The following is a 24087-nucleotide window of genomic DNA, read 5'->3' as shown; positions in this document are numbered from 1 at the left end:
TGTGCGCCGACCGAATACGCCAACCACCCGCCGGCTGATCGGCCTTGCCGTGGCCGCCGCTGCCTGCCCGCTGACGGGGCAGGCGCAGGAGACCGCAGCGGCCCAGGCGGGCAGCCTGCCGGCCGTCGAGGTGGTCGGCACCACGCCCGTGCCGGGCATCGAGGTGCCGAAGGACCAGATCCCGTCCAACGTGCAGACCGCCGACGACCTGCACCTGCGCCGCGCGCAGAGCCTGAACCTGCCGGACTTCATGTCCACGCAGCTGCCGAGCGTGAACGTGAACGAGATCCAGGGCAATCCGTTCCAGGTCGACGTGAACTACCGCGGCTTCAGCGCGAGCCCGGTGCTCGGCACGCCGCAGGGCCTTTCGGTGTACCAGGACGGCGTGCGCATCAACGAACCCTTCGGCGACGTGGTGAACTGGGACCTGATTCCGAAGGCGGCCATCTCGAGCATCACGCTGCTGCCGGGCTCCAACCCGCTGTTCGGGCTGAACACGCTCGGCGGTGCGCTGTCGCTGCAGACCAAGCGGGGCGATACGCATCCCGGCACCGAGCTGGAGCTGCAGGCCGGCTCCTTCGGCCGCGTGAGCACCGAGCTCACGCATGGCCGCAAGCTCGCCGAAGGCGGCCACCTGTTCCTGGCGCTCGGCGGCCTCAACGAGGACGGCTGGCGCAACTACTCGCCCTCGCGCGTGCGCCAGCTGTTTGCCAAGGTCGGACAAGACAGCGGCCGGCTCTCCTGGGACCTGAGCTTCACCCATGGCGACAACCGGATGGTGGGCAACGGCCTGCTGCCCGAGTCCATGCTGATGCGGAACCGCAAGCAGGTGTACACGCGGCCCGACCGCACCGACAACCGCATGTCGATGCTCACGCTCAATGCCAGCTACCGCCTGAGCGACGTGCAGACGATTTCCATGACCGCCTACACGCGGCGTTCGCGCTACAGCACGCTCAACGGCGACCTCAACGACGATTTCAATCCGCCGGACAACGAGGCCACGGGCGTGGAGAACCGCACCTACACGCGCCAGCATGGCGAAGGCGTGGCGCTGCAGTCGACCTACACCGCGGGCATTCACCAGCTCACCTTCGGTGCCTCGGTGGACCGTGCCCGCACGCACTTCCGGCAGACCGAGTCCGAGGGCATGCTGGACGGCACGCGCGCGGTCGTGCCGCAGGAAGAGGCCGAAGTCGATGCGCTGCTCGCGGGCAAGAGCCGCACCGCGAGCATTTATTTTTCCGATCTGGTGGCGCTGCAGCCGAACCTGCAGCTCAGCCTCTCGGGCCGCTACAACGACACCCGCGTGAGCACCCGCGACGACGGGCGCGCCTTGCTTGGCCTGTCCACGCAGCTCGACGGCGAAGGCCGCTACAAGAAATTCAACCCCGCCATCGGCCTCACCTGGCAGGCGACGCCGCGGCTCACGGCCTATGCGGGCTGGAGCCAGGGCAGCCGCGCGCCGAGCCCGATCGAGCTCGGCTGCTCCGATCCGGCCAACGCCTGCGTGCTGCCGAACGCGCTGCAGTCCGATCCGCCGCTCAAGCAGGTGGTGTCGCAGACGCTCGAAACCGGACTGCGCGGCACGCTCGAGTCCGGCATGCGGTGGAATGCCTCGGTGTTCCGCACCGTCAACAAGGACGACCTGCTGTTCGTCAGCAGCGGGCTCTCGCGCGGCTACTTCAGCAACTTCGGGCGCACCCTGCGCCAAGGCGTGGAACTCGGGCTCTCGCAGCAGACGGACCGCCTCGACTGGTCGCTGTCGTACAGCTACCTGCGCGCGAGGTACGACTCGCCGGCCTGCCTGGTGGCCGAAGCGAACAGCAGCGCCGAAACCAGCCCCGCCTGCACCGGCGAAGGCGAGATCGCGGTGCGGCGCGGCGACCGCCTGCCGGGGCTGCCGGCGCATTCGCTCAAGTTCAACGTCGACTGGCGCGTGACGCCCGACTGGACCCTGGGCGCGCAATACCGCGTCTATTCACGGCAGACGGTACGCGGCAACGAGAACGGCCTGCACACGCCCGACGGGGCCGACTTCAGTGGCAGCGGCCGCATCGGCGGCTACGCGCTGCTCGACCTCACGACGCGCTGGAAGCTCGGGCGCAACCTGGAGCTCTTTGCCAAGGTGGCGAACGTGTTCAACCGCCGCTATGCCACGGCGGGCCAGCTGGGCCGCAACGGTTTCGATGCCAGCGGCGCAGTGGCGGCGCCCGATGCATGGCGCAATGCGCAGTTCGTGGCGCCGGGCGCGCCGCGCGCGGTGTGGATCGGCATGCGGGTGCAGCTGGGCGTCTGAGCCCGAGCGCCCGAAGGCTCAGGCCGCGCGCCGCACGCTGCGTTTTCTTGCGGCGGTGCGTGCCGCCGGCAGCGTGCCGAGCTGCTGCTGGATCTGCGCCTGCCCATGCGTGCGCAAATACTCCTCGAAGGCCAGCGCCACCTGCGGCAATTGCCGCGAGGCCAGGTGCATCACGTACCAGTCGCGCACCACCGGATTGCCCGGCACCGGCAGCACGCCCAGCAGGCCGGCGTTCATCTCGAGCACGCAGGTGTGCATCGACAAAAACGCAATGCCGAAGCCCGCGGCGCACATCTGCTTGATGGCCTCGTTGCTCGACAGCTCGGAGCCGATGCGCAGCGGCAGCCCGTGGTCCTTGAAGAAACGCTCGACCGTGGTGCGCGTGCCCGAGCCGCGCTCGCGCACCAGCATGCGCGTGTCCGAGAGCAGGGCGATGCTCGGCTTGGCCGCGGACATCAGCGGATGCGAGGGCGCCGCGAGAAAGGCCATCGGGTGCTTGGCGAAGGCGCTGGAGTCGGTCTTCAGCTCTGCGGGCGGGCGGCCCATGATGGCGATGTCGATCTCCTGGCCCGCGAGCATGCGCACGATCTCGTCGCGGTTGCCGACCTGCAGCTTGACCTTCACCTTCGGATGCTCCTTGGCGAAGTTCACCAGGATGGGCGGCAGCAGATATTCGGCCGTGGTGATGGCGCCCACGCGCAAGGTGCCCGAGAACACGCCCTGCAGCATGGCCATTTCGTCGCCGGCCTCGCGCCACAGGTCGAGGATGCGGCCGGCATAGCCCGCCAGCAATTCGCCCGCTTCGGTCAGGCGGATGCCACGGCCCGTGCGCTGCAGGAGCGGCGTGCCGGCCGATTCCTCGAGTGTGCCGATTTGTATCGACACCGCGGGTTGCGTCAGGTGCATTTCGTCTGCAGCAAGTGAAACGCTGCCGAGCCGCGCCACGGCGTGGAAAGTGGCGAGCTGGCGAAAGCTCGCGTGCTTGGAAAGAGGCATGTAGTGATATTAGGTTTGACAAATGTGAATGTCAAAAGATTTAATTTTTCTTTATCTTTTGCGCGGCCTACATTCACTTCACCAGACAGCACCAAACACCTTCTTTTTCGAGAGGCACTCCATGGGCAACATGAACGAAGCAATCCAGATCACCGACGCCAAGAAGCGCTATTCGGCCGGCGTGCTCAAGTACGCGCAGATGGGCTACTGGGACGGCGACTACGTGCCCAAGGACACGGACATCCTCGCGCTCTTCCGCATCACGCCGCAGGAAGGCGTGGACGCCATCGAGGCCGCCGCTGCGGTGGCGGGCGAATCGTCCACCGCCACCTGGACCGTGGTGTGGACCGACCGCCTCACGGCCTGCGACATGTACCGCGCCAAGGCCTACAAGGTCGAGCCGGTGCCCAACAACCCGGGCCAGTACTTCTGCTATGTGGCCTACGACCTCTCGCTGTTCGAGGAAGGCTCGATCACCAACGTGACGGCTTCCATCATCGGCAACGTCTTCAGCTTCAAGCCGCTGAAGGCCGCGCGGCTGGAGGACATGAAGTTTCCGGTGGCCTACGTCAAGACCTTCCCCGGCCCGCCGACCGGCATCGTGGTGGAGCGCGAGCGGCTCGACAAGTTCGGCCGGCCGCTGCTGGGTGCGACCACCAAGCCGAAGCTCGGGCTCTCGGGCCGCAACTACGGCCGCGTGGTGTACGAAGGCCTGCGCGGCGGGCTCGACTTCATGAAGGACGACGAGAACATCAACTCGCAACCCTTCATGCACTGGCGTGACCGCTTCCTGTTCGTGATGGACGCGGTGAACAAGGCCAGCGCTGCCACCGGTGAGGTCAAGGGCAGCTACCTGAACGTCACGGCCGGCACCATGGAAGAGATGTACCGCCGCGCGCAGTTCGCCAAGGAGCTCGGCTCGGTGATCGTGATGGTCGACCTCGTCATCGGCTACACGGCCATCCAGTCGATGAGCAACTGGTGCCGCCAGAACGACATGATCCTGCACCTGCACCGCGCGGGCCACGGCACCTACACGCGGCAGAAGAACCACGGCGTGAGCTTCCGCGTCATCGCGAAGTGGATGCGCCTGGCGGGCGTGGACCACATCCATGCGGGCACGGCGGTCGGCAAGCTCGAGGGCGATCCGATGACGGTGCAGGGCTACTACAACGTCTGCCGCGACACGCACACCAAGGTCGACCTGCCGCGCGGCATCTACTTCGACCAGGACTGGGGCGCGCTGCGCAAGGTGATGCCGGTGGCCTCGGGCGGCATCCATGCCGGCCAGATGCACCAGCTGCTCGACCTGTTCGGCGACGACGTGGTGCTGCAGTTCGGCGGCGGCACCATCGGCCATCCGCAAGGCATCCAGGCCGGGGCCACCGCCAACCGCGTGGCGCTCGAAGCCATGGTTCTGGCCCGCAACGAAGGCCGCGACATCGCCAACGAGGGGCCGCAGATCCTGCGCGACGCGGCCAAGTGGTGCACGCCGCTCGCGGCCGCGCTCGACACCTGGGGCGAGATCTCCTTCAACTACGCCTCCACCGACACCTCGGACTACGTGCCGACGCCGTCGGTGGCCTGAACCCGCCTTTTCCAGTTCCAGGAGCAACAGACATGCGAATCACACAAGGCACTTTTTCCTTCCTGCCCGACCTGAGCGACGAGCAGATCAGCCGCCAGGTCGAGTATTGCCTCGACAAGGGCTGGGCCATCGGGCTCGAATACACCGACGACCCGCATCCGCGCAACACCTTCTGGGAGATGTTCGGCAACCCGATGTTCGACATCAAGGACGCGGCCGGCGTCATGCTCGAACTCGCGGCCTGCCGCAAGACTTTTCCGCAGCAGTACATCCGCGTGACGGCCTTCGATTCGACGCACGGCACCGAGTCGGTCGTGATGTCCTTCATCGTCAACCGGCCCTCGAACGAACCGGGCTTCCGCCTGATCCGCTCCGAGGAGCCGGGCCGCACGATCCGCTACAGCCTCGAAAGCTATGCGGTGCAGGCGCGGCCCGAAGGCAGCCGGTACTGATCGAAACCCACCATACGGAGATTGCCGGAGCCACGCATGGACGCCACCGAAACCCCCGCCATCACGGCCACGGCCACGGCGCCGAGGCAGCTCTTCGAGTCCTCGGGCGTGAAAGCGCTGCTCGACCAGCTCGACGCCGAGCTGATCGGACTGGCGCCGGTCAAGGGCCGCATCCGCGACATTGCGGCGCTGCTCCTGATCGACAAGCTGCGCCAGGAGCAGGGGCTGCAGTCGCAGCCGCCCTCGCTGCACATGTCGTTCACGGGCAACCCGGGCACCGGCAAGACCACGGTGGCGATGCGCATGGCCGAGGTGCTCAAGCAGCTGGGCTATGTGCGCAAGGGCCACCTGGTGGCGGTGACGCGCGACGACCTGGTGGGCCAGTTCATCGGCCACACGGCGCCCAAGACCAAGGAAGTGATCAAGAAGGCGATGGGCGGCGTGCTGTTCATCGACGAGGCCTACTACCTCTACCGGCCCGAGAACGAGCGCGACTACGGGCAGGAGGCCATCGAGATCCTGCTGCAGGTGATGGAGAACCAGCGCGACGACCTGGTGGTGATTCTTGCGGGCTACAAGGACCGCATGGAGACCTTCTTCGGCAGCAACCCGGGCATGGCCTCGCGCATTGCGCACCACATCGACTTCCCGGACTACAGCGAGGCCGAGCTGATGCAGATCGCGCAGCTCATGCTGAGGCGGCTGAACTACAGCTTCGACGACGGCGCGGCCTCCACCTTCTCGCGCTACGTCAGCCTGCGCCGGCGGCAGCCGCACTTTGCGAATGCGCGATCGATCCGCAACGCGCTCGACCGCATCCGGCTGCGCCACGCCACGCGCCTGTTCGGCAGCGACGAGGCCCTGACGCGCGGGCAGCTCTGCACGCTCCAGGCTCAGGACATCCTGGCCAGCCGCGTCTTCCATCCGGCGGCGGACGCCGTGCAGACCGAAGGAGCAAGGAAATGAGCATCGAAGCCCTGGTCTTCGACGTCGACGGCACCCTGGCCGACACCGAGGAAGTGCACCGCATGGCCTTCAACCTGGCCTTCGAGCAGCTCGGGCTCGACTGGCATTGGAGCCAGGCCGAATACCGCGCGCTGCTGGCCGTCACGGGCGGCAAGGAGCGCATGAAGGCCTGCATCGATTCGCTGCCGCTGAGCGCATCGGAGAAGAAGCGGCTGCATGAACGGGTGCCGGCCATCCACGCGGCCAAGACGCAGCACTACACCGACATCGCGCGGCGCGGCGGCATCGAGCTGCGCACCGGCGTGCTGCGGTTTCTCGAGGAGGCCCAGGATGCCGGCCTGCGCCTGGCCATTGCCAGCACCACCACCGCCGTCAACATCGACGCGCTGCTGCAGGCCACGCTGGGCCCGCGCGGCCTCACGATGTTCGACGTGATCGCCTGCGGCGACCAGGTGCGCGCGAAGAAGCCCGCCTCCGACATCTACCTGCTGGCGCTCGACACGCTGGGCGTGCCGCCCGAGCGCGCGATCGCCATCGAGGACTCGCCCAACGGCCTGCGCTCGGCGCTCGGCGCCGGTCTCTGGACGCTGGTCACGCCCACCTTCTGGACCGAGGGCAGCGACTTCAGCGGCGCCGGGCTGGTGCTGCCCGGCCTGGGCGACCCCACCCAGCCGCTGGCCGGCGAGCCCGGCGGGAGCCTTGCATCCGCGGCATGGCTCGGAATCGAAGAATTGTTGCGGATGGCCACCGTGGCGCCGCCATTGAATGCCGTGCAGGCGCTTTACCGTGAGGACTGCTAGATGCAGAACGAAAAGAACGCCATGCGGATCGCGCCCAGCCTGCTGTCGGCGAACTTCGCGCGGCTCGGCGAAGAGGTCACGGCGGTCATCGAGGCCGGTGCCGATCTGATCCATTTCGATGTCATGGACAACCACTATGTTCCAAATCTGACAATCGGTCCGCTGGTCTGCGAGGCTATCAAGCCCTATGCGACGGTGCCGATCGACGTGCACCTGATGGTCAAGCCGGTCGATGCGCTGATCCCGATGTTCGCGCAGGCCGGTGCATCGATCATTTCGTTCCATCCCGAGGCCAGCGAGCACATCGACCGCACGATCCGGCTGATCAGGGACAGCGGCTGCAAGGCCGGCCTGGTGCTCAACCCCGCCACGCCGCTTGCGGTGCTGGACCATGTGCTGGACCAGCTCGACCTGGTGCTGCTGATGTCGGTCAACCCCGGCTTCGGCGGCCAGAGCTTCATCGAGAGCGTGCTGCCGAAGATCGAGGCGGTGCGCCGCCGCATCGATGCGAGCGGGCGCGAGATCTGGCTGGAGGTCGATGGCGGCGTGAAGCCCGACAACGCCGCGCGCATCGGCGCGGCGGGGGCCGACACGCTGGTGGCGGGCTCGGCCGTGTTCAACGGCGGCCGCTACCGCGAAGCCATCGGCGCCATCCGCGCACAGGCGCTGCAGGGCCGCGAGTCGATGGAAGGGCGTCCCGCATGACGAAAGAAGACCTGTGCGGCATCGATGCGATCGCCTTCGACCTCGACGGCACCCTGGTCGACAGCGCGCCCGACATCCGGCAGGCGCTGAACTGCGCGCTCGAGGAAGCCGGGCTGGCGTGCTTCGAGCTGGACACCGTGCGCGCGTGGATCGGCGACGGCCCCGACGCGCTGATCCTGCAGGCACTGCGCGAGCACGGCCTCGGCGGCAGCGAGGCGCTGCGCGGCCGGCTGCGCAGCGCCTTCGACGCCGCCACTCTGGCGGCCCCATTGCAGTTCGGCAGCGTGTTCGAGGGCATTGCCGAACTCGTCGCCGGCCTGCGCCGCACGCTGCCGATGGTGGTGGTCACGAACAAGCCGACGCCGCTGGCACGCGCCGTGCTGGATGCAGCGGGTCTGCTGCCGGCGATGGCGGGGGTCTACGGCGCCGACACCGCGGCGCAGCGCAAGCCCGCGCCGTTCCTGCTGCACGCCGCGGCGCGCCAGCTGGGTGTGGAACCCGCGCGGCTGCTGATGGTGGGCGACGGCCCGGCCGATCTGCTTGCCGCGCAGGCAGCGGGCTGTCCGGCCGCGCTGGTGGCCTGGGGCTATGGCGGCCATGCGGCGGCGAACGCGGCTGAAGCGGCGCCCGCATGGCGCGTCTCGACGCCGCAGCAGCTGCTGCTGACGGCACGCGAGTCGCGCGCCGTCCGCCGCGACGAAGAAACGACCCGGATTTTTTGATTCAACCAGGAGACGATCATGCCCATTGCAGGCAAGGCCACGCTGACCCAGTACATCATCGAGGAGCGCCGCCGCCACCCCGGTGCCACGGGCGCGCTCAACGCGCTCATCACCGACGTCTCCCTTGCCTGCAAGGCGATCTCGCGCAAGGTCGCGCTCGGCGCCCTGGGCGACGTGCTCGGCAGCGCGAGCACGCAGAACGTGCAGGGCGAGGAACAGAAGACGCTCGACGTGCTGAGCAACGACATGTTCCTGCGCGCCAACGAGTGGGGCGGCCACGTGGCGGGCATGGTCTCGGAAGAGATGGAAGAGCCCTACCTGCCGCCGCAGCAGCAGTACCCGCGCGGCAAGTACCTGCTGCTGTTCGACCCGCTCGACGGTTCGTCGAACATCGACGTCAACGTGGCGGTGGGCAGCATCTTCTCGATCCTGCGCGCGCCCACACCCGAGGCCGACGCCAGGCCTGAAGACTTTTTGCAGCCCGGTACCGAGCAGGTGGGCGCCGGCTACGCGATCTACGGCCCGTCGACCATGCTGGTGCTGACACTGGGCAACGGCACGCATGCCTTCACGCTCGATCCGCAACTGGGCGAATGGGTGCTGAGCCATCCGAACCTGAGCATTCCGCGGCAGACCAGCGAGTTCGCGATCAACGCATCGAACAGCCGCTTCTGGGAGCCGGCCGTGAAGCGCTACGTCGACGAATGCCTGGCCGGCAAGGAAGGCCCGCGCGGCATCGATTTCAACATGCGGTGGATCGCCTCGCTGGTGGCCGAGACGCACCGCATCCTGATGCGCGGCGGTGTCTTCATGTACCCGCGCGACAGCAAGGAATCGGGCCGCGACGGGCGGCTGCGGCTGCTCTACGAGGCCAACCCGATCTCCTTCCTGATCGAGCAGGCCGGCGGCATGGCCAGCACCGGCCGGCGCCGCCTGATGGCGGTCGAGCCGGAGTCGATCCACCAGCGCATCGGCTTCGTCTTCGGATCGTCCGACGAGGTGGCGCGCGTGGAGGCCTACCACAGCGAGGAGCCGCAGGACACCTACCAGGCGCCGCTGTTCGGCAAGCGCGGCCTCTTTGCCACCGCCGCCTGAACGAGGCCCCGCCGCCCGCACGAATTCTTCATCTCCCCGAGGCCACCATGTCAGCCAAACATCCCATCGTTGCCATCACCGGCTCGTCCGGCGCGGGCACCACGTCCGTCACGCGGACCTTCGAGAACATCTTCCGCCGCGAGAGCGTCAAGGCGGCGATCGTGGAAGGCGACAGCTTCCATCGCCACGACCGCAATTCCATGAAGGTGGCCATGGCCGAGGCCGAGGCCGCCGGCAACCGCAATTTCAGCCACTTCGGCGAAGACGCGAACCTGTTCGCCGAGCTCGAGGCACTGTTCCGCGACTATGGCGAAGCGGGCGTCGGCCAGAGCCGCAAGTACCTGCACGACGCGGTGGAGGCGGCGCCCTACAAGCAGGAGCCCGGCACCTTCACGCCGTGGGAAACGCTGCCCGACAGCGAACTGCTTTTCTATGAAGGCCTGCATGGCGGCGTGACCACCGAGAAGGTCGACATCGCGCGCCACGTCGACCTGCTGATCGGCGTGGTGCCGGTGATCAACCTCGAGTGGATCCAGAAGCTGCACCGCGACAAGAACACGCGCGGCTATTCCACCGAAGCCGTGACCGACGTGATCCTGCGCCGCATGAACGAGTACGTGCACTACATCTGCCCGCAGTTCACGCGCACGCACATCAACTTCCAGCGCGTGCCGGTGGTCGACACCTCCGACCCGTTCATTGCGCGCACCATCCCGAGCCCGGACGAGAGCCTGGTCGTGATCCGCTTCGCCAACCCGACGGGCTTCGACTTTCCGTACCTGCTGAGCATGCTGCACGACTCCTTCATGTCGCGCGCCAACACACTGGTGGTGCCGGGCGGAAAGATGGAGCTCGCGATGCAGCTGATCTTCACGCCGATGATCCTGCGCCTCATGGAGCGGCGCAAGAAGTCCTACGCGATCTAGGGCGCGAGCGCCCCGAACCAACACCTCACGCCAACGAACCCAACCGGACCTTCGCATGACGATTGAAAACCTCGCCTTGCGCACGCAGTGCGCCAACGCCATCCGCGCGCTGGCCATGGATGCCGTGCAAGCCGCCAATTCGGGCCACCCGGGCATGCCGATGGGCATGGCCGACATCGCCGAAGCCTTGTGGCGGCATCGCCTGCGGCACGATCCGGCCGATCCGCGCTGGATGAACCGCGACCGCTTCGTCGTTTCCAATGGCCACGGATCGATGCTGCTCTATGCGCTGCTGCATCTGAGCGGCTATGCGCTGCCGATGGAGGAGCTGCGGCGCTTCCGCCAATTGCATTCGCGCACGCCGGGCCATCCCGAGGTCGGCGTCACGCCCGGCGTGGAGACGACCACCGGGCCGCTGGGGCAGGGCATCAGCAATGCGGTGGGCATGGCGCTGGCCGAGAAGCTGCTGGCCGAGGAATTCAACCGGCCCGGCCACGAGGTGATCGACCACCGCACCTATGTGTTCCTGGGCGATGGCTGCCTGATGGAAGGCATCAGCCACGAGGCCTGTTCGCTCGCAGGGACCTGGCGCTTGAACAAGCTGGTCGCGTTCTACGACGACAACGGCATCTCGATCGACGGCGAGGTCGGCGGCTGGTTCAGCGACGACACGCCGGGCCGCTTCGAAGCCTACGGCTGGACCGTGCTGCGCGATGTCGACGGCCATGACGCCGCGGCGCTCGACGCGGCCATTGAACGCGCCACGGCCGCGGACCGCCCGGTGCTGGTGTGCTGCAAGACGCGCATCGGCCAGGGCTCGCCGAACCGCGCCGGTACTGCAAAGGCGCACGGCGAGGCATTGGGCGAGGCAGAGATCGCGCTGACGCGGCAGGCGCTCGGCTGGAGCGCCGCGCCCTTCGAAGTGCCGGCGGCCATTGCAGAGGCCTGGTCGGCGCGCGAATCGGGCGCCGCGCTGCACAAGGCCTGGCAGCAACGCTTTGCCGCCTATGCACAGGAACATCCGGCGCTCGCGCGCGAGCTGCTGCGGCGCCATCGCACCGACGCACCGCTCACTGCGAAGGCCGAGGCGGCACTGGCCTCGGCCGCGTCCGGCGCGGAGCAGCGCAAGTCATCGGTCGCCACGCGCAAGGCCTCGCAGCAGGTGCTCGACGAGGTCGGCCCCGCGATGCCCGAGCTGATCGGCGGATCGGCCGACCTCACGGGATCGAACCTCACCGACTGGAAGGGCCACCGCGCGCTCAAGGGCACGGGCACCGGCAACCACGTGCACTACGGCGTGCGCGAGTTCGGCATGGCGGCCATCATGAACGGGCTCGCGCTGCATGGCGGCTTCCGCCCCTTCGGCGGCACCTTCCTGACTTTTTCCGACTACGCGCGCAACGGCGTGCGCATGTCGGCGCTGATGAAGCTGCCAGTCATCTACGTCTTCACGCACGACTCCATCGGGCTCGGCGAGGACGGCCCGACGCACCAGCCGGTGGAGCATGCCTCGAGCCTGCGGCTGATTCCCGATGTCGACGTCTGGCGCCCGGCCGATGCCACCGAGACGGCCGTGGCCTGGCGGCAGGCCCTGCGCCGCGTGGACGGGCCAAGCTGCCTGCTGCTGACGCGCCAGGCGCTGCCGCATGCCGGCGACGCCGGCGAGCGCATCGAGTCGATTGCGCGCGGCGCCTACGTGCTGCGCCGCCCGGAGGCCGAGTGCGTGGCGCTGCTGGCGAGCGGCTCCGAAGTGGGCGTGGCGCTGGCCGCTGCAGCCCTGCTGGCGCAGGAGGGCATCGAGGCGCGCGTGGTGTCCGTGCCGTGCATGGACGTGTTCGAACGCCAGGATGCCGATTGGCGCCACGCGGTCATTCCGCGTCACCTGCCGCGCGTGGCGGTGGAGGCCGGCAGCACGGGCCTCTGGTGGAAGTTCGTCGGCGAATACGGCGACGTGGTGGGGCTCGACCGTTTCGGCGAATCGGCGCCGGCCGGCGAACTCTTCAAGCTGTTCGGCCTCACGGCCGAAGTGGTGGCCGAGCGCGCCCGCCGCCTGCTCGCGAACGCCGCGCTGGCCAACGTGAAAGAGGCCGCATGAGCTTCAACACGCTCGACCAGGTCAACCTGCGCGGGCAGCGCGTGTTCATCCGCTGCGACCTCAACGTGCCGCTCGATGCCTCGGGCCGCATCAGCGACGACACCCGCATCCGCGCCAGCCTGGGCGGCATCCGCCATGCGCTGTCGCAAGGCGCGCGCGTGATGGTCACTTCGCACCTGGGCCGTCCGAAAGAAGGCCGGCTTGGGCCTGGAGAGTCTCTGGCGCCCGTGGCCGAACGGCTCGGCGAACTGCTGGACGCACCGGTGGCGCTGGTCAGCGACTGGCTCGATCGCCCGTTCGACGTGGCGCCCGGCCAGGTGGCGATGCTGGAGAACTGCCGCGCGAACGTCGGCGAGAAGGCCAATGCCGAAGCCCTGGCGCGGCGCATGGCGGCCCTGTGCGACGTGTACGTGAACGATGCCTTCGGCACCGCGCACCGCGCCGAGGCCACCACCGAGGCGCTGGCACGGCTCGCGCCCATTGCCTGCGCCGGTCCGCTGATGGCGTCGGAACTCAATGCGCTCGGCCGTGCGCTCGCGAACCCCGCGCGGCCGCTGGCCGCGATCGTCGGCGGCGCCAAGGTGTCGACCAAGCTGTCCATTCTCGAGTCGCTCGCCGCGCAGGTCGAGTGGCTGGCGGTCGGCGGCGGCATGGCCAACACCTTTTTGCTCGCGGCGGGCCATCCGGTCGGCCGCTCTCTGTGCGAGCCCGAGATGGTGGACACCGCACGCGCCGTGGCCGCGGCGCTCGCGGCGCGCGGTGCGCAGCTGTTCATGCCGACCGACGTGGTCACGGCCACCGAGTTCTCGCCGACGGCACGCGCGACCGTGAAGGCCGTGGCCGACGTGGCGCCGGACGACATGATCCTGGACTTCGGCCCGGAGTCGGTGGCGCAGCTCGTCGCGATGCTCGGCCAGTGCAGGACCATCGTCTGGAACGGGCCGCTCGGCGTGTTCGAGATCGAGCAGTTCTCGCACGGCACGCGCACGCTGGCCAACGCGATCGCGCGGATGGACGCGTTCTCGCTCGCGGGCGGCGGCGACACCGTGGCCGCCATCAACCAGTTCGAGGTGGAGGAGTGCATCGACTACGTCTCGACGGCGGGCGGCGCATTCCTCGAATTCCTCGAAGGCAAGAGCCTGCCGGCCGTCAAAGCGCTCCAGGACCGGCGGCATTGACGCCCCCATTACCGATTTTTCACATCCACAGGAGCTTCCCATGGCCATGATTTCGCTGCGCCAATTGCTGGACCACGCCGCCGAGCACCAGTACGGCGTGCCGGCGTTCAACGTCAACAACCTGGAGCAGATCCAGGCCATCATGCAGGCCGCGCGCAAGACCGACAGCCCGGTCATCCTGCAGGCCTCGGCCGGTGCGCGCAAGTACGCGGGCGAGCCCTTCCTGCGCAAGATGGTCGAGGCGGCCGCCGAGATGTACCCCGAGATCCCGATCGTGATGCACCAGGACCACGGCGCGAGCCCGTCGATGTGCATGCAGGCCATCCGCTCGGGCTTCACTAGCGTGATGATGGACGGCTCGCTGATGGAAGACGCCAAGACGCCCGCGAGCTACGACTACAACGTGGGCGTGACCCGCCGCGTGGTGGAGATGGCGCATGCGGTGGGCGTCTCGGTCGAGGGCGAGCTGGGCTGCCTCGGGTCGCTCGAGTCGGGCATGGCGGGCGAGGAAGACGGCAGCGGCGCCGAGGGCGTGCTGTCGCACGACCAGCTGCTGACCGATCCGCAGCAGGCGGTCGACTTCGTGTCGCGCACCGGCGTGGATGCGCTGGCCATTGCCATCGGCACTTCGCATGGCGCCTACAAGTTCAGCCGCAAGCCGACCGGCGACATCCTTGCGATCGACCGCATCAAGGAGATCCATGCGCGCATTCCGAAGACGCACCTCGTGATGCACGGCTCTTCGTCGGTGCCGCAGGAATGGCTGGCCGTGATCCGCGACTTTGGCGGCGACATCAAGGAGACCTACGGCGTGCCGGTGGAGGAGATCCAGGAGGGCATCCGCCACGGCGTGCGCAAGGTCAACATCGACACCGACATCCGGCTGGCGATGACGGGCGCCATGCGCCGCGCCATGGGCCAGGACCGCAGCGAATTCGATCCGCGCAAGTTCCTGAAGGAAGCGACCGCGGCCGCGCGCGACGTCTGCATCGACCGCTTCCAGGCCTTCGGCACCGCCGGCATGGCGTCGCGGATCAAGCCGGCAGCGCTGCAGTAGGCGCGGTGCGGCGCCGCTATTCGAGCAGCGCCCGGTGCACGCGGATCGCCTCGGCCGACACGGGGTTCAGTTCTCCCGGTCCGCCGGCGTCCAGGTGCGCCAGCAACTCACGCCGCATGCGCGGTTCCCAGAAGCGCTTCAGGTGCAGCGCGAGGTCATGCAGGGCTTCGCTGCGGTCGGGCATGGCTTCGAAGAAGCTGCCCATCTGGTTCACCATGCGAATCAGCTGGTCGACGTGCATTGCAAAAACCTCAGGCGTTGGCGGGCAGGCCGTTGAGCCGCCACGGGTGGGTGTAGATGACCAGGTCATCGCCGCGCACGAAGCCCGCCAGCGTCAGGCCCGTGTCCTCCGCAATGGCCGTGGCCAGCGAGGTCGAGGCCGATACCGCCGCCAGCAGCGGCACGCCGGCGGCGACGGTCTTCTGCACCATTTCGAAACTCGCGCGGCTGGTCACTGCGATGAAGCCGGTGGAGGCGTCCACGCTGCTTCTTGCGAGCGCGCCGACGAGCTTGTCGAGCGCGTTGTGGCGGCCGACGTCCTCGCGCACCAGCAGGGCTTCACCCTCGGCGCTGCACCAGGCCGCCGCGTGCACGGCACCGGTGACCTTCTGCAGCACCTGCATCGATGCCAACTCCCGCATGCCGCGCGCCACGGCGCGGGTCGAGAGCGCCGGACCCTCGGGCAGCGGCGGCAGCGCGCGCGTGACGTGCGCCAGGCTCTCCGTGCCGCACAGGCCGCAACCCGTGCGCCCGGCCATCGTGCGGCGGCGCGCCTTCAGCCGCGCGAAGGCCGCGCTCGCCACCTCGAGCGTGAGGGTGATGCCCTCGGGTGCGTACGCTTCCTCGACGCCGTAGAGCTCGCCGCGCCCGAGCAGGATGCCCTCGCTGAGCGCGAAGCCCAGCGCGAAGTCGGCCAGGTCGGTGGGCGTCGCAAGCATCACGGCGTGTGCGATGCCGTTGAACTCCAGCGCGACCGGCACCTCCACGGCCACCCAGTCGCGGTTGTCGAAGGCCTGGAGGGCGCGCACGCCGCGCACGGGCAGCAGCTCCGCGCTTCCGGGCCGCAGCGGTACGTCGGACAGGTTCACTTGGTGGCCGCCGTTTCTTCGATGCGCTTGCTCAGCAGTTCTTCCTGCAGCGCGTTGAACCGGCTGTACTCCTGCTGCCATTCGGACGGCTGCATCACCGGCATCACCTGCACCGCGGTCACCTTGAACTCGGGGCAGTTGGTGGCCCAGTCGGAGTTGTCGGTGGTGATCACGTTGGCGCCCGATTCGGGGAAGTGGAAGGTGGTGTAGACCACGCCCGGCTGCACGCGCTCGGTGATGGTGGCCCGCAGCACGGTTTCGCCGGCGCGGCTCCGGATGCCGACCCAGTCGCCCTCGGCAATGCCGCGGTCCTCGGCGTCGTTCGGATGGATTTCCAGCCGGTCTTCGCTGTGCCACTGGTTGTTCTCGGTGCGGCGCGTCTGCGCGCCCACGTTGTACTGCGACAGGATGCGCCCCGTGGTCAGGATCAGCGGGTACATGCGCGTGACCTTCTCGTCGGTCGGCACGTACTGCGTGATGATGAACTTGCCCTTGCCGCGCACGAACTCGCCGACGTGCATGGTCGGCGTGCCTTCGGGCGCGGCCTCGTTGCAGGGCCACTGCACGCTGCCCAGCTTCGCGAGCTTGGAGTAGCTCACGCCCGTGAAGGTGGGGGTGAGCGCGGCGATCTCGTTCATGATCTCTTCGGCGCTCGCGTAGTTCATGGGGTAACCCAGCGCGTTGGAGAGCAGCTGTGTCACCTCCCAGTCGGCATAGCCGGCCTTGGGCGGCATGACCTTGGTGACGCGCGAGATGCGGCGCTCGGCGTTGGTGAAGGTGCCGTCTTTTTCCAGGAACGACGCGCCCGGCAGGAACACGTGCGCGTACTTGGCGGTTTCGTTCAGGAACAGGTCCTGCACGACGATGCATTCCATCGCCATCAAGGCCTCGGCCACGTGCTGCGTGTTCGGGTCCGACTGGACCACGTCCTCGCCTTCGCAGTACAGGCCCTTGAAGCTGCCGGTGATGGCGGCATCGAACATGTTGGGAATGCGCAGGCCCGGGTCGGGTCGCAGCTCCACGCCCCAGGCGGATTCGAAACTGCCGCGCGCGGTGCTGTCCGACACATGGCGGTAGCCCGGCAGCTCGTGCGGGAACGATCCCATGTCGCAGGAACCCTGCACGTTGTTCTGGCCGCGCAGCGGGTTCACGCCCACGCCCTCGCGGCCCACGTTGCCGGTGGCCATGGCCAGGTTGGCGATGCCCATCACCATGGTCGAGCCCTGGCTGTGCTCCGTCACGCCCAGGCCGTAGTAGATGGCGGCATTCCTCTTGCCGTCGTGGCCCAGTGCGAACAGCCGCGCGGCAGCGCGCAGCTCGGTGGCCGGCACGCCGGTCACTGCTTCCATGGCCTCGGGCGAGTTGGCCGGGCGTGCAACGAATTCGCGCCACGCGTTGAACGACTTGGGCTCGCAGCGCTCGGCCACGAAAGTCTCGTCGACCAGGCCTTCGGTCACGATCACATGCGCCATGGCGCTGATGACCGCCACGTTGGTGCCGGGCTTGAGCTTGAGGTGATGGTCGGCCTTGACGTGCGGCGACTTCACCAGGTCGATGGTGCGCGGGTCGATCACGATCAGCCGGGCACCGGCGCGCAGGCGCCGCTTCATGCGCGACGCGAACACCGGGTGGCCGTCGGACGGGTTGGCGCCGATCACCATGATCACGTCCGACTTCTCGACCGACTTGAAGGTCTGCGTGCCGGCCGATTCGCCCATGGTCTGCTTCAGGCCGTAGCCCGTGGGCGAGTGGCACACACGCGCGCAGGTGTCGACGTTGTTGTTGCCGAAGGCCGCGCGCACCAGCTTCTGGACCAGGTAGCCTTCTTCGTTGGTGCAGCGCGAGGACACCAGGCCGCCGATGGAATCGGTGCCGTATTTGCCCTGGATGCGGCGGAACTCGCTGGCGGCGTAGTTGACGGCTTCTTCCCAGCTCACCTCCTGCCACGGGTCGGTGATCCTGCGGCGGATCATGGGCTTGAGCACACGGTCCTTGTGGGTGGCGTAGCCCCAGGCGAAGCGGCCCTTCACGCACGAGTGGCCTTCGTTGGCCTTGCCGTCCTTCCAGGGCACCATGCGCACCACTTCGTTGCCCTTCATCTCGGCCTTGAAGCCGCAGCCCACGCCGCAATAGGCGCAGGTGGTGATGGCGCTGTGCTCGGCCTGGCCCAGCCAGATCACCGATTTTTCCTGCAGCGTGGCGGTGGGGCAGGCCTGCACGCAGGCGCCGCAGCTCACGCATTCGGATTCCATGAAAGGCTGGTCCTGGCCCGGCGATACGCGCGATTCGAAGCCGCGTCCGCTGATGGTGAGCGCGAAGGTGCCTTGGGTTTCCTCGCAGGCACGCACGCAGCGGTTGCAGACGATGCACTTGGCCGGGTCGTAGGTGAAGTAGGGGTTGGACTCGTCCTTGGCGCTTTTCAGGTGGTTGGCGCCGTCGTAGCCGTAGCGCACGTTGCGCAGCCCGGTGACGCCGGCCATGTCCTGCAGCTCGCAGTCGCCGTTGGCGGCGCAGGTGAGGCAGTCGAGCGGATGGTCGGAGATGTAGAGCTCCATCACGCCCTTGCGCAGCTCCTGCAGCTTCGGGCTCTGCGTGCGCACCTTCATGCCGGCTTCGGCCGGCGTGGTGCACGACGCCGGATAGCCCTTGCGCCCGTCGATCTCCACCAGGCAGAGCCGGCACGAGCCGAAGGGCTCCAGGCTGTCGGTCGCGCACAGCTTGGGCACCTGCACGCCCGCGTCGACCGCCGCGCGCATCAGCGAGGTGCCCTTGGCCACCGTCACCGGCATGCCGTCGATCTCGAGCGTGACTTCCTCGGTGGACTCGCGCCTGGGCGTGCCGTGGTCGATGTCTTGCGATGGGTTCAGCATGGGGTGTCTCCTGGTCAACTTAGGCTGCGGCGCGGTCGGGGGCTTCGACGCCGAAGTCCTCGGGGTAGTGATTGATGGCCGACAGCACGGGGTAGGGCGTCATGCCGCCCATGGCGCAGAGCGAGCCGTGCAGCATGGTGTCGCACAGGTCGCGCAGCAGAATGACCTGCTGCGGGCGGTTCTGGTTGCTCGTGATCTTGTCGATCACTTCAACGCCGCGCGTGGAGCCGATGCGGCAGGGCGTGCACTTGCCGCAGGACTCGAGTGCGCAGAACTCCATCGCGTAGCGGGCCAGCTGCGACATGTCGGCCGTGTCGTCGTGCACCACGATGCCGCCGTGCCCGACCACCGCGCCCACGGCCGCATAGGCCTCGTAGTCGAGCGGCAGGTCCCACTGCGATTCGGGCACGTAGGCGCCCAGCGGGCCGCCCACCTGCACCGCCTTGATCGGCCGGCCGCTCGCGCTGCCGCCGCCGAAGTCGTAGAGCAGTTCGCGCAGGCTCAGGCCGAAGGCCTTCTCGACCAGGCCGCCATGCCTGATGTTGCCGGCCAGCTGGAACGGCAGCGTGCCGCGCGAGCGGCCCATGCCGTAGTTCCTGTAGAAGTCCGTGCCGCGCGCCAGGATGAGGGGGACCGACGCCAGCGTGATCACGTTGTTGATCACGGTGGGCTGGCCGAACAGCCCCTGCAGCGCCGGCAGCGGCGGCTTGGCGCGCACGATGCCGCGGCGGCCTTCCAGGCTTTCGAGCAGCGCGGTTTCCTCGCCGCACACGTAGGCTCCGGCGGCCTTGCGCACGATCAGGCGGAAGCCGCGGCCCGAGCCCAGGATGTCGTCGCCCAGGAAGCCCGCCTGCTCGGCATGGCGGATGGCCTCATCGAGCGTGGCAATGGCATGCGGGTATTCCGAGCGAACGTAGATGTAGCCTTCGGTCGCGCCCGTTGCAATGCCCGCGATGGCCATGCCTTCCACCAGCATCAGCGGATCGCCTTCCATCGTCATGCGGTCCGAGAAGGTGCCCGAATCGCCTTCGTCCGCATTGCAGACGATGTATTTTTGCGGCGCCTGCGCGGCCAGCACCGTCTTCCACTTGATCCCGGCCGGGAATGCGGCGCCGCCGCGGCCGCGCAGTCCGGAATCCAGCACCTGCTGCACGATCTCGGCCGGTGCGAGCGCCAGCGCGCGGCGCAGTCCGGCGAAGCCCTCGTGCGCCTCGTAGTCGGCCACGGACACCGGATCGGTCACGCCCATGCGGGCGAAGGTCAGGCGCTCCTGCTTCTTCAGGTATGGAATCTCTTCGGTCAGGCCCAGGTTCAGCGCATGGGCGCCGCCGGAAAGAAAGCCGGCGTCGAACAGGCCGGCGACGTCGGCGCGCGTGACGGGGCCGTAGGCCACGCGGCCTTGCGGCGTGGTCACTTCGACCAGCGTCTCCAGCCAGAACAGGCCGCGCGAGCCGTTGCGCACGATGCGCACATCGGCGTTGCGCGCACGGGCTTCCGCTTCGATCTGCCTGGCCACCCGGTCGGCGCCGACAGCCAGCGCCGCGGAGTCGCGCGGGACATAGATGGTGGTGGTCATGAGTCTTGCCGCGCTTCCTCGACGATGTCGTCGAACAGAGCCGGGGTGATGCGTGCATGCACCTCATCGTTCACCGCGATGGCGGGCGACGAGGCGCACAGCCCGAGGCAGAACACCGGTTCCAGCGAGTACCGGCCGTCCGCCGAAGTGCCGTGCACGCCGCAGCCCAGGCGTTGCTCGGCATGCGCGAGCAGCGCGTCCGCACCCATCGCCTTGCAGGCTTCGGCGCGGCAGACCTGCACCAGCAGCCGGCCTGCCGGGGCCGAGCGGAAGTGGTGGTAGTAGCTGACCACGCCATGCACCTCGGCGCGCGACAGGTTGAACTGCTCTGCGATGACGGGGACCGCGTCGGGCGGGACGTGCCCCAGCGCGTCCTGGATGCCGTGCAAGGCAGGAAGCAGCCCGCCCGGCATGTCCTTGTGCGCGGCGGCGATGGATGTCGCGATGCCCAGGTTTTTCATATGCTTTGAATCTCCTAAATACGGAGTTGCGATATTCGTGGTTGCGCGAGTGTAGGTAGAGGTATCGAGTGCCACAATATGAAGCGTTCAGCTCAATAAATATGCTTTGGAAAGCCGAAACTCATGCATGAAGTGCACATCAGGCCGCAATGGACCATCCGCCAGCCCGACGGCGCGGCCCTGGCGCCGCGGGTGATCGAACTGCTGGTGCAGGTGCTGGAGCACGGCAGCCTGTCCAGCGCCTGTACCGTGTCCGGCGTGTCCTACCGCCATGCATGGGAGCTGATCCGCCAGGGCGAAGCCATGTTCGGCCAGCCGCTGGTGGCCATGCAGCGCGGCAAGGGCTCCAGCCTCACGCCGCTCGGTGAAAAGCTGGTGTGGGCCGACCGCCGCATCACCGCGCGCCTGTCGCCGCTGCTGGATTCGCTGGCCTCCGAACTGGGCGCGGAAATCGAGAAGCTGATTCCCACCGCGCCCACGCTGCTGCGCATCCACGCCAGCCACGGCTTCGCCATCGAGGCGTTGCACGGCTTCCTGGCCGCGGCGCAGGTGCCGGGCGATCTGCGCTACTGCGGCAGCGAGGAAGCCGTGGCCTCGCTGCACCACGGCAGTTGCGACGTGGCGGGCTTCCATGTGCCGCTGGGCGCGTTCGAGGCCGAAGCCGTCGCGCACTATGGTTCGTGGCTCAACGCCGGCACGCAGAAAGTCATCGGCATGGCGACGCGGCACCAGGGCCTGATGGTGGCGCCCGGCAACCCGAAGAAGATCTACACGCTGGCCGACCTGGCGCGTCCCGATGTCCGATTCATCAACCGGCAGGCGGGCTCTGGCACGCGCTATTTGTTCGACCTCCAGTTGCGCGAGCAGGGCATCGCGCCCGAAGCCATCAAGGGCTACGAGCAGTGCGAGTTCACGCATGCGGCGGTCGCGGCCTTCGTGGCCAGCGGCATGGCCGACGCGGGCTATGGCGTGGAAACGCCGGCGCGCCAGTTCAAGCTGGACTTCATCTCCAACCAAGTGGAGCGCTACTTCCTGCTGTGCGACGAGCGCTCGCTCGCCGCACCCATCGTGCAGCGGATGCTGGACATCCTGCGTAGCGAGGCCTACCAGAGCGCGGTGAACCGTCTGCCGGGCTACCAGGCGGTGAACTGCGGCCGCGTGCTGTCGCTGTCGGAGGCGTTCGAATCGCTTCGCCCCGCACCCGCCAGGAAGCGCCGCGCGGCCACCCGGTCATGAGAGGAAGGCCGGCGCTCCCTCCAACCGCACGGTAGCAGGCCTTCAGGCCGCGGCGCGCTCCTCGCCCGGCGCCGCCAGCCGCTGCAGCAGGGGCTGGCGTTTCAGCACCGCATCGCGCGGCCCTGCGTCGAGCACCCGGCCTGCCTCCATCAACACCACGGTGTCGAAGCGGTCGAGCAGGCTCAGGCGATGGATCGACGCGATCACGCAAGCGTTCGGAAAGGCGCTGGCAATGCGCTCCAGCACCCGGGCCTCGGTGCCTGCGTCCAGCGCGCTCGTGGGCTCGTCGAGCAGCAGCAGCGAACTGCCCTGGGCCGCGAGCACGCCGCGCGCCAGGCACAGGCGCTGGCGCTGACCGCCCGACAGGTTGAAGCCGCGTTCGGACACGGGCGTGTCCAGGTTGCCATGGGTGGCCACCAGCACCTCGTCGAACGCGCTCGCATGCAGCGCCGCGTGCAGGGCTTCGTCGGCGAAGGGCTGCCCGAACGAGAGGTTCTCGCGCACGCTGGCTTCGAAGACTTCGGTTTCCTGCGGAATCAGCGTGGCGATGCGGCGCAGCTGCGTCCAGTCGGCCGGCTGGCCGTCGATGGCGAGGGTGCCGCCGTGCGGCGCATACAGGCCCGCGAGCACGCGCAGCAGCGTGCTCTTGCCGCCGCCGCTGGGACCCACCAGCGCAATGCGCTCGCCGCGGCGAAGCGTGAGCGCCACGGCCTTCAGGCCGCCGCGCGCGGGCTCGCCGGCTGCCGCCGCGCTGCCGCGAACCGCGTAGTTCCATTGCAGGCCATCGACCTCCAGCGTTTTCCACGCCGCGTCGGGCGCGATGCGCTCGTGCGCGGGAACCTGCTCGGGCGGGCTTTCCTCCGCATGGCTCATGGGGGCCTGCCAGATGGGCTCGGCGCTGCCGTAGTCGGTGTGCATGCGCGCGAAGAACTGGAAGTTGGCCGCGACCGAGGTCACCACGCCGGCGGCCTGCTGCGCATATTGGTAGATCATGAACACCGCCCCCAGCATCACGGCCTGCCCCGGCGTGCGTGCCTGCCAGACATAGATCACCACCAGGCCCCAGGTCAGCGCCAGGCCCATCAGGTCGACGGCAAACCACTTGCCCTCGTTGAGCACCACGGTGCGCTTGAGCGGCAGCGAGATGGCCGCCATGCGGCGGCGCAGCAGCAGCCGCGAGGCGCCCTGCAGGCGCAGGCCGATCACCGTCGACGCATTGCCCAGGAAGTCGAGCAGCGCGGCCACGTAGCGGCGGTCGGCGTCGTTCTCCGCGCGCGCCAGGCGCATGAGGGCGCGGTCGATGCGTACGATGACGATGGCAATGAGCACGTAGCCCGCCAGGGCCGTCAGGCCGCTGGTGCGCGAGAGCAGGGCCAGCGCGACCAATGGGCCGACGAAGTTGACGGCGTTCGTCAGCCAGATGAACTGGTTCTGCGCGAAATCCGCCAGCGCCCGGCTGGCCTGGTGCACGCGATGCTGCAGTTCGCCCGAATGGTGGCTGTCGTGCCAGGCCAGTGGCGCGGCGGCAATGCGGGCATAGAGCCGGTCGGCCAGGGCCTCGCGCACCTTCACGCCCACGTTGCGTTCGAGGATGCGGCCCGGGCCGTGCAGCGCCCAGGCGCCGATGTACACGCCCGCCAGGGTCGCGATCCAGCGGCCGGCGGCGCCGAATTCATTGCGCTGCAGCGCGTTGATGGCCTGTCCCGCCAGATAGGGCAGTGTCAGGCGGATCAGCTGCGAAACGCCGAGCAGCGCGGTGGCGCCCAGGAGTTGCCCGCGCGCGCCGGCAGCGAAGTGCCAGAGCGCGGCATAGAGTTCGCGGATGGCGTTGCCGGGGGTCGTGCTGTTCATGGGCATGTTCGATGGTCTCGACTGTCAGCAAAAAGCACTCAGCAACTCGTTCGTCGTAACTTTGAGACAAAGCAGGCTCAAAAGTAACCATCTGTATGGTTAAATCGCCCGAACTATCGCGAAGAG

20 protein-coding genes are annotated in these 24087 nt (G+C 68.2%); 13 read left to right on the top strand and 7 right to left on the bottom strand.

Annotated elements, in window-relative coordinates:
- Position 1 precedes the first annotated feature (1 nt).
- Positions 2-2299 carry a TonB-dependent receptor gene (locus tag VAPA_RS15270; protein ID WP_021007667.1) on the top strand — a complete coding sequence of 766 codons (2298 nt, stop codon included), beginning with the start codon at positions 2-4 and terminating at the stop codon, positions 2297-2299.
- Positions 2300-2317: 18 nt separating this feature from the next.
- Here the strand turns inward: VAPA_RS15270 and VAPA_RS15265 are convergent, their stop codons facing one another.
- Positions 2318-3295, bottom strand: coding sequence for a LysR family transcriptional regulator (locus VAPA_RS15265; protein WP_012748133.1), 978 nt, complete (start codon positions 3293-3295; stop codon positions 2318-2320).
- Between the two features lie 121 nt (positions 3296-3416).
- Here VAPA_RS15265 and VAPA_RS15260 point away from each other — a divergent pair, with 121 nt between their 5' ends.
- From VAPA_RS15260 to fba, 11 genes are read left to right on the top strand one after another with little or no spacing between them, the layout of a single operon-like run.
- The gene (locus VAPA_RS15260; protein WP_012748132.1) at positions 3417-4883 is read left to right on the top strand and encodes a form I ribulose bisphosphate carboxylase large subunit; all 1467 of its coding nucleotides are present in this window, start codon (positions 3417-3419) and stop codon (positions 4881-4883) included.
- 32 nt (positions 4884-4915) lie between these two features.
- The gene (locus tag VAPA_RS15255; RefSeq protein WP_021007666.1) at positions 4916-5335 is read left to right on the top strand and encodes a ribulose bisphosphate carboxylase small subunit; all 420 of its coding nucleotides are present in this window, start codon (positions 4916-4918) and stop codon (positions 5333-5335) included.
- A 36-nt stretch (positions 5336-5371) separates the two neighbouring features.
- Positions 5372-6301, top strand: coding sequence for a CbbX protein (cbbX, locus tag VAPA_RS15250; RefSeq protein WP_021007665.1), 930 nt, complete (start codon positions 5372-5374; stop codon positions 6299-6301).
- Entirely contained in the window at positions 6298-7101 is an 804-nt protein-coding gene (locus VAPA_RS15245; RefSeq protein WP_021007664.1) for an HAD-IA family hydrolase, read from the top strand. Before cbbX ends, VAPA_RS15245 begins: the two co-directional genes overlap by 4 nt.
- Positions 7102-7806 carry a ribulose-phosphate 3-epimerase gene (rpe, locus tag VAPA_RS15240; RefSeq protein WP_021007663.1) on the top strand — a complete coding sequence of 235 codons (705 nt, stop codon included), beginning with the start codon at positions 7102-7104 and terminating at the stop codon, positions 7804-7806.
- Positions 7803-8528 carry an HAD family hydrolase gene (locus VAPA_RS15235; RefSeq protein WP_021007662.1) on the top strand — a complete coding sequence of 242 codons (726 nt, stop codon included), beginning with the start codon at positions 7803-7805 and terminating at the stop codon, positions 8526-8528. The genes rpe and VAPA_RS15235 overlap by 4 nt, the downstream gene beginning before the upstream one ends.
- 18 nt (positions 8529-8546) lie before the next feature.
- Complete coding sequence (locus VAPA_RS15230) at positions 8547-9623, top strand: class 1 fructose-bisphosphatase (protein WP_021007661.1); 1077 nt, start codon at positions 8547-8549, stop codon at positions 9621-9623.
- Positions 9624-9670: 47 nt separating this feature from the next.
- Entirely contained in the window at positions 9671-10549 is an 879-nt protein-coding gene (locus tag VAPA_RS15225; RefSeq protein WP_021007660.1) for a phosphoribulokinase, read from the top strand.
- Between the two features lie 55 nt (positions 10550-10604).
- The gene (gene tkt, locus VAPA_RS15220) at positions 10605-12644 is read left to right on the top strand and encodes a transketolase (RefSeq protein ID WP_021007659.1); all 2040 of its coding nucleotides are present in this window, start codon (positions 10605-10607) and stop codon (positions 12642-12644) included.
- Positions 12641-13822, top strand: coding sequence for a phosphoglycerate kinase (locus VAPA_RS15215; protein WP_021007658.1), 1182 nt, complete (start codon positions 12641-12643; stop codon positions 13820-13822). The genes tkt and VAPA_RS15215 overlap by 4 nt, the downstream gene beginning before the upstream one ends.
- Before the next feature lie 40 nt (positions 13823-13862).
- Entirely contained in the window at positions 13863-14879 is a 1017-nt protein-coding gene (fba, locus tag VAPA_RS15210; protein ID WP_021007657.1) for a class II fructose-bisphosphate aldolase, read from the top strand.
- A gap of 16 nt (positions 14880-14895) precedes the next feature.
- Here fba and VAPA_RS15205 read toward each other — a convergent pair whose 3' ends face one another.
- From VAPA_RS15205 to VAPA_RS15185, 5 genes are read right to left on the bottom strand one after another with little or no spacing between them, the layout of a single operon-like run.
- Positions 14896-15120 (bottom strand): formate dehydrogenase subunit delta, encoded by a 225-nt coding sequence (locus VAPA_RS15205; protein WP_012748121.1) that lies wholly within the window; start codon positions 15118-15120, stop codon positions 14896-14898.
- A gap of 10 nt (positions 15121-15130) precedes the next feature.
- On the bottom strand, positions 15131-15967 hold the full coding sequence (gene fdhD / locus VAPA_RS15200; RefSeq protein WP_021007656.1) for a formate dehydrogenase accessory sulfurtransferase FdhD: 837 nt from the start codon (positions 15965-15967) through the stop codon (positions 15131-15133).
- Entirely contained in the window at positions 15964-18837 is a 2874-nt protein-coding gene (gene fdhF, locus VAPA_RS15195) for a formate dehydrogenase subunit alpha (protein ID WP_021007655.1), read from the bottom strand. The genes fdhD and fdhF overlap by 4 nt, the downstream gene beginning before the upstream one ends.
- 19 nt (positions 18838-18856) lie before the next feature.
- Positions 18857-20413, bottom strand: a complete 1557-nt coding sequence (locus VAPA_RS15190) for a formate dehydrogenase beta subunit (RefSeq protein ID WP_021007654.1) — start codon at positions 20411-20413, stop codon at positions 18857-18859.
- Positions 20410-20874 carry a formate dehydrogenase subunit gamma gene (locus VAPA_RS15185; RefSeq protein WP_021007653.1) on the bottom strand — a complete coding sequence of 155 codons (465 nt, stop codon included), beginning with the start codon at positions 20872-20874 and terminating at the stop codon, positions 20410-20412. Before VAPA_RS15185 ends, VAPA_RS15190 begins: the two co-directional genes overlap by 4 nt.
- Positions 20875-20997: 123 nt before the next feature.
- Here VAPA_RS15185 and VAPA_RS15180 point away from each other — a divergent pair, with 123 nt between their 5' ends.
- Positions 20998-22110, top strand: coding sequence for a substrate-binding domain-containing protein (locus VAPA_RS15180; protein ID WP_021007652.1), 1113 nt, complete (start codon positions 20998-21000; stop codon positions 22108-22110).
- A 42-nt stretch (positions 22111-22152) separates the two neighbouring features.
- On the opposite strand, the gene VAPA_RS15175 is transcribed toward VAPA_RS15180, so the two are convergent.
- Positions 22153-23961, bottom strand: a complete 1809-nt coding sequence (locus tag VAPA_RS15175) for an ABC transporter ATP-binding protein (protein ID WP_021007651.1) — start codon at positions 23959-23961, stop codon at positions 22153-22155.
- Between the last annotated feature and the right edge of the window lie 126 nt (positions 23962-24087).

This window comes from Variovorax paradoxus B4 (assembly GCF_000463015.1).
GTDB classification, from domain to species: Bacteria; Pseudomonadota; Gammaproteobacteria; order Burkholderiales; family Burkholderiaceae_C; genus Variovorax; species Variovorax paradoxus_E.
The sequence above is the reverse complement of the archived record's forward strand: the minus strand, read 5'-3'. Positions and strand labels throughout refer to the sequence as shown.

Excerpts from the sequence above, each read along its gene's own strand:
- VAPA_RS15175 (WP_021007651.1), bottom strand. The coding sequence starts at position 23,961 with ATGAACAGCACGACCCCCGGCAACGCCATCCGCGAACTCTATGCCGCG.
- fdhF (WP_021007655.1), bottom strand. The coding sequence starts at position 18,837 with ATGCTGAACCCATCGCAAGACATCGACCACGGCACGCCCAGGCGCGAG.
- fba (WP_021007657.1), top strand. The coding sequence starts at position 13,863 with ATGGCCATGATTTCGCTGCGCCAATTGCTGGACCACGCCGCCGAGCAC.
- VAPA_RS15260 (WP_012748132.1), top strand. The coding sequence starts at position 3,417 with ATGGGCAACATGAACGAAGCAATCCAGATCACCGACGCCAAGAAGCGC.
- VAPA_RS15225 (WP_021007660.1), top strand. The coding sequence starts at position 9,671 with ATGTCAGCCAAACATCCCATCGTTGCCATCACCGGCTCGTCCGGCGCG.
- VAPA_RS15255 (WP_021007666.1), top strand. The coding sequence starts at position 4,916 with ATGCGAATCACACAAGGCACTTTTTCCTTCCTGCCCGACCTGAGCGAC.
- VAPA_RS15180 (WP_021007652.1), top strand. The coding sequence starts at position 20,998 with ATGCATGAAGTGCACATCAGGCCGCAATGGACCATCCGCCAGCCCGAC.
- VAPA_RS15230 (WP_021007661.1), top strand. The coding sequence starts at position 8,547 with ATGCCCATTGCAGGCAAGGCCACGCTGACCCAGTACATCATCGAGGAG.
- VAPA_RS15235 (WP_021007662.1), top strand. The coding sequence starts at position 7,803 with ATGACGAAAGAAGACCTGTGCGGCATCGATGCGATCGCCTTCGACCTC.
- VAPA_RS15215 (WP_021007658.1), top strand. The coding sequence starts at position 12,641 with ATGAGCTTCAACACGCTCGACCAGGTCAACCTGCGCGGGCAGCGCGTG.
- VAPA_RS15185 (WP_021007653.1), bottom strand. The coding sequence starts at position 20,874 with ATGAAAAACCTGGGCATCGCGACATCCATCGCCGCCGCGCACAAGGAC.
- rpe (WP_021007663.1), top strand. The coding sequence starts at position 7,102 with ATGCAGAACGAAAAGAACGCCATGCGGATCGCGCCCAGCCTGCTGTCG.
- VAPA_RS15265 (WP_012748133.1), bottom strand. The coding sequence starts at position 3,295 with ATGCCTCTTTCCAAGCACGCGAGCTTTCGCCAGCTCGCCACTTTCCAC.
- VAPA_RS15190 (WP_021007654.1), bottom strand. The coding sequence starts at position 20,413 with ATGACCACCACCATCTATGTCCCGCGCGACTCCGCGGCGCTGGCTGTC.
- tkt (WP_021007659.1), top strand. The coding sequence starts at position 10,605 with ATGACGATTGAAAACCTCGCCTTGCGCACGCAGTGCGCCAACGCCATC.
- VAPA_RS15245 (WP_021007664.1), top strand. The coding sequence starts at position 6,298 with ATGAGCATCGAAGCCCTGGTCTTCGACGTCGACGGCACCCTGGCCGAC.
- cbbX (WP_021007665.1), top strand. The coding sequence starts at position 5,372 with ATGGACGCCACCGAAACCCCCGCCATCACGGCCACGGCCACGGCGCCG.
- VAPA_RS15205 (WP_012748121.1), bottom strand. The coding sequence starts at position 15,120 with ATGCACGTCGACCAGCTGATTCGCATGGTGAACCAGATGGGCAGCTTC.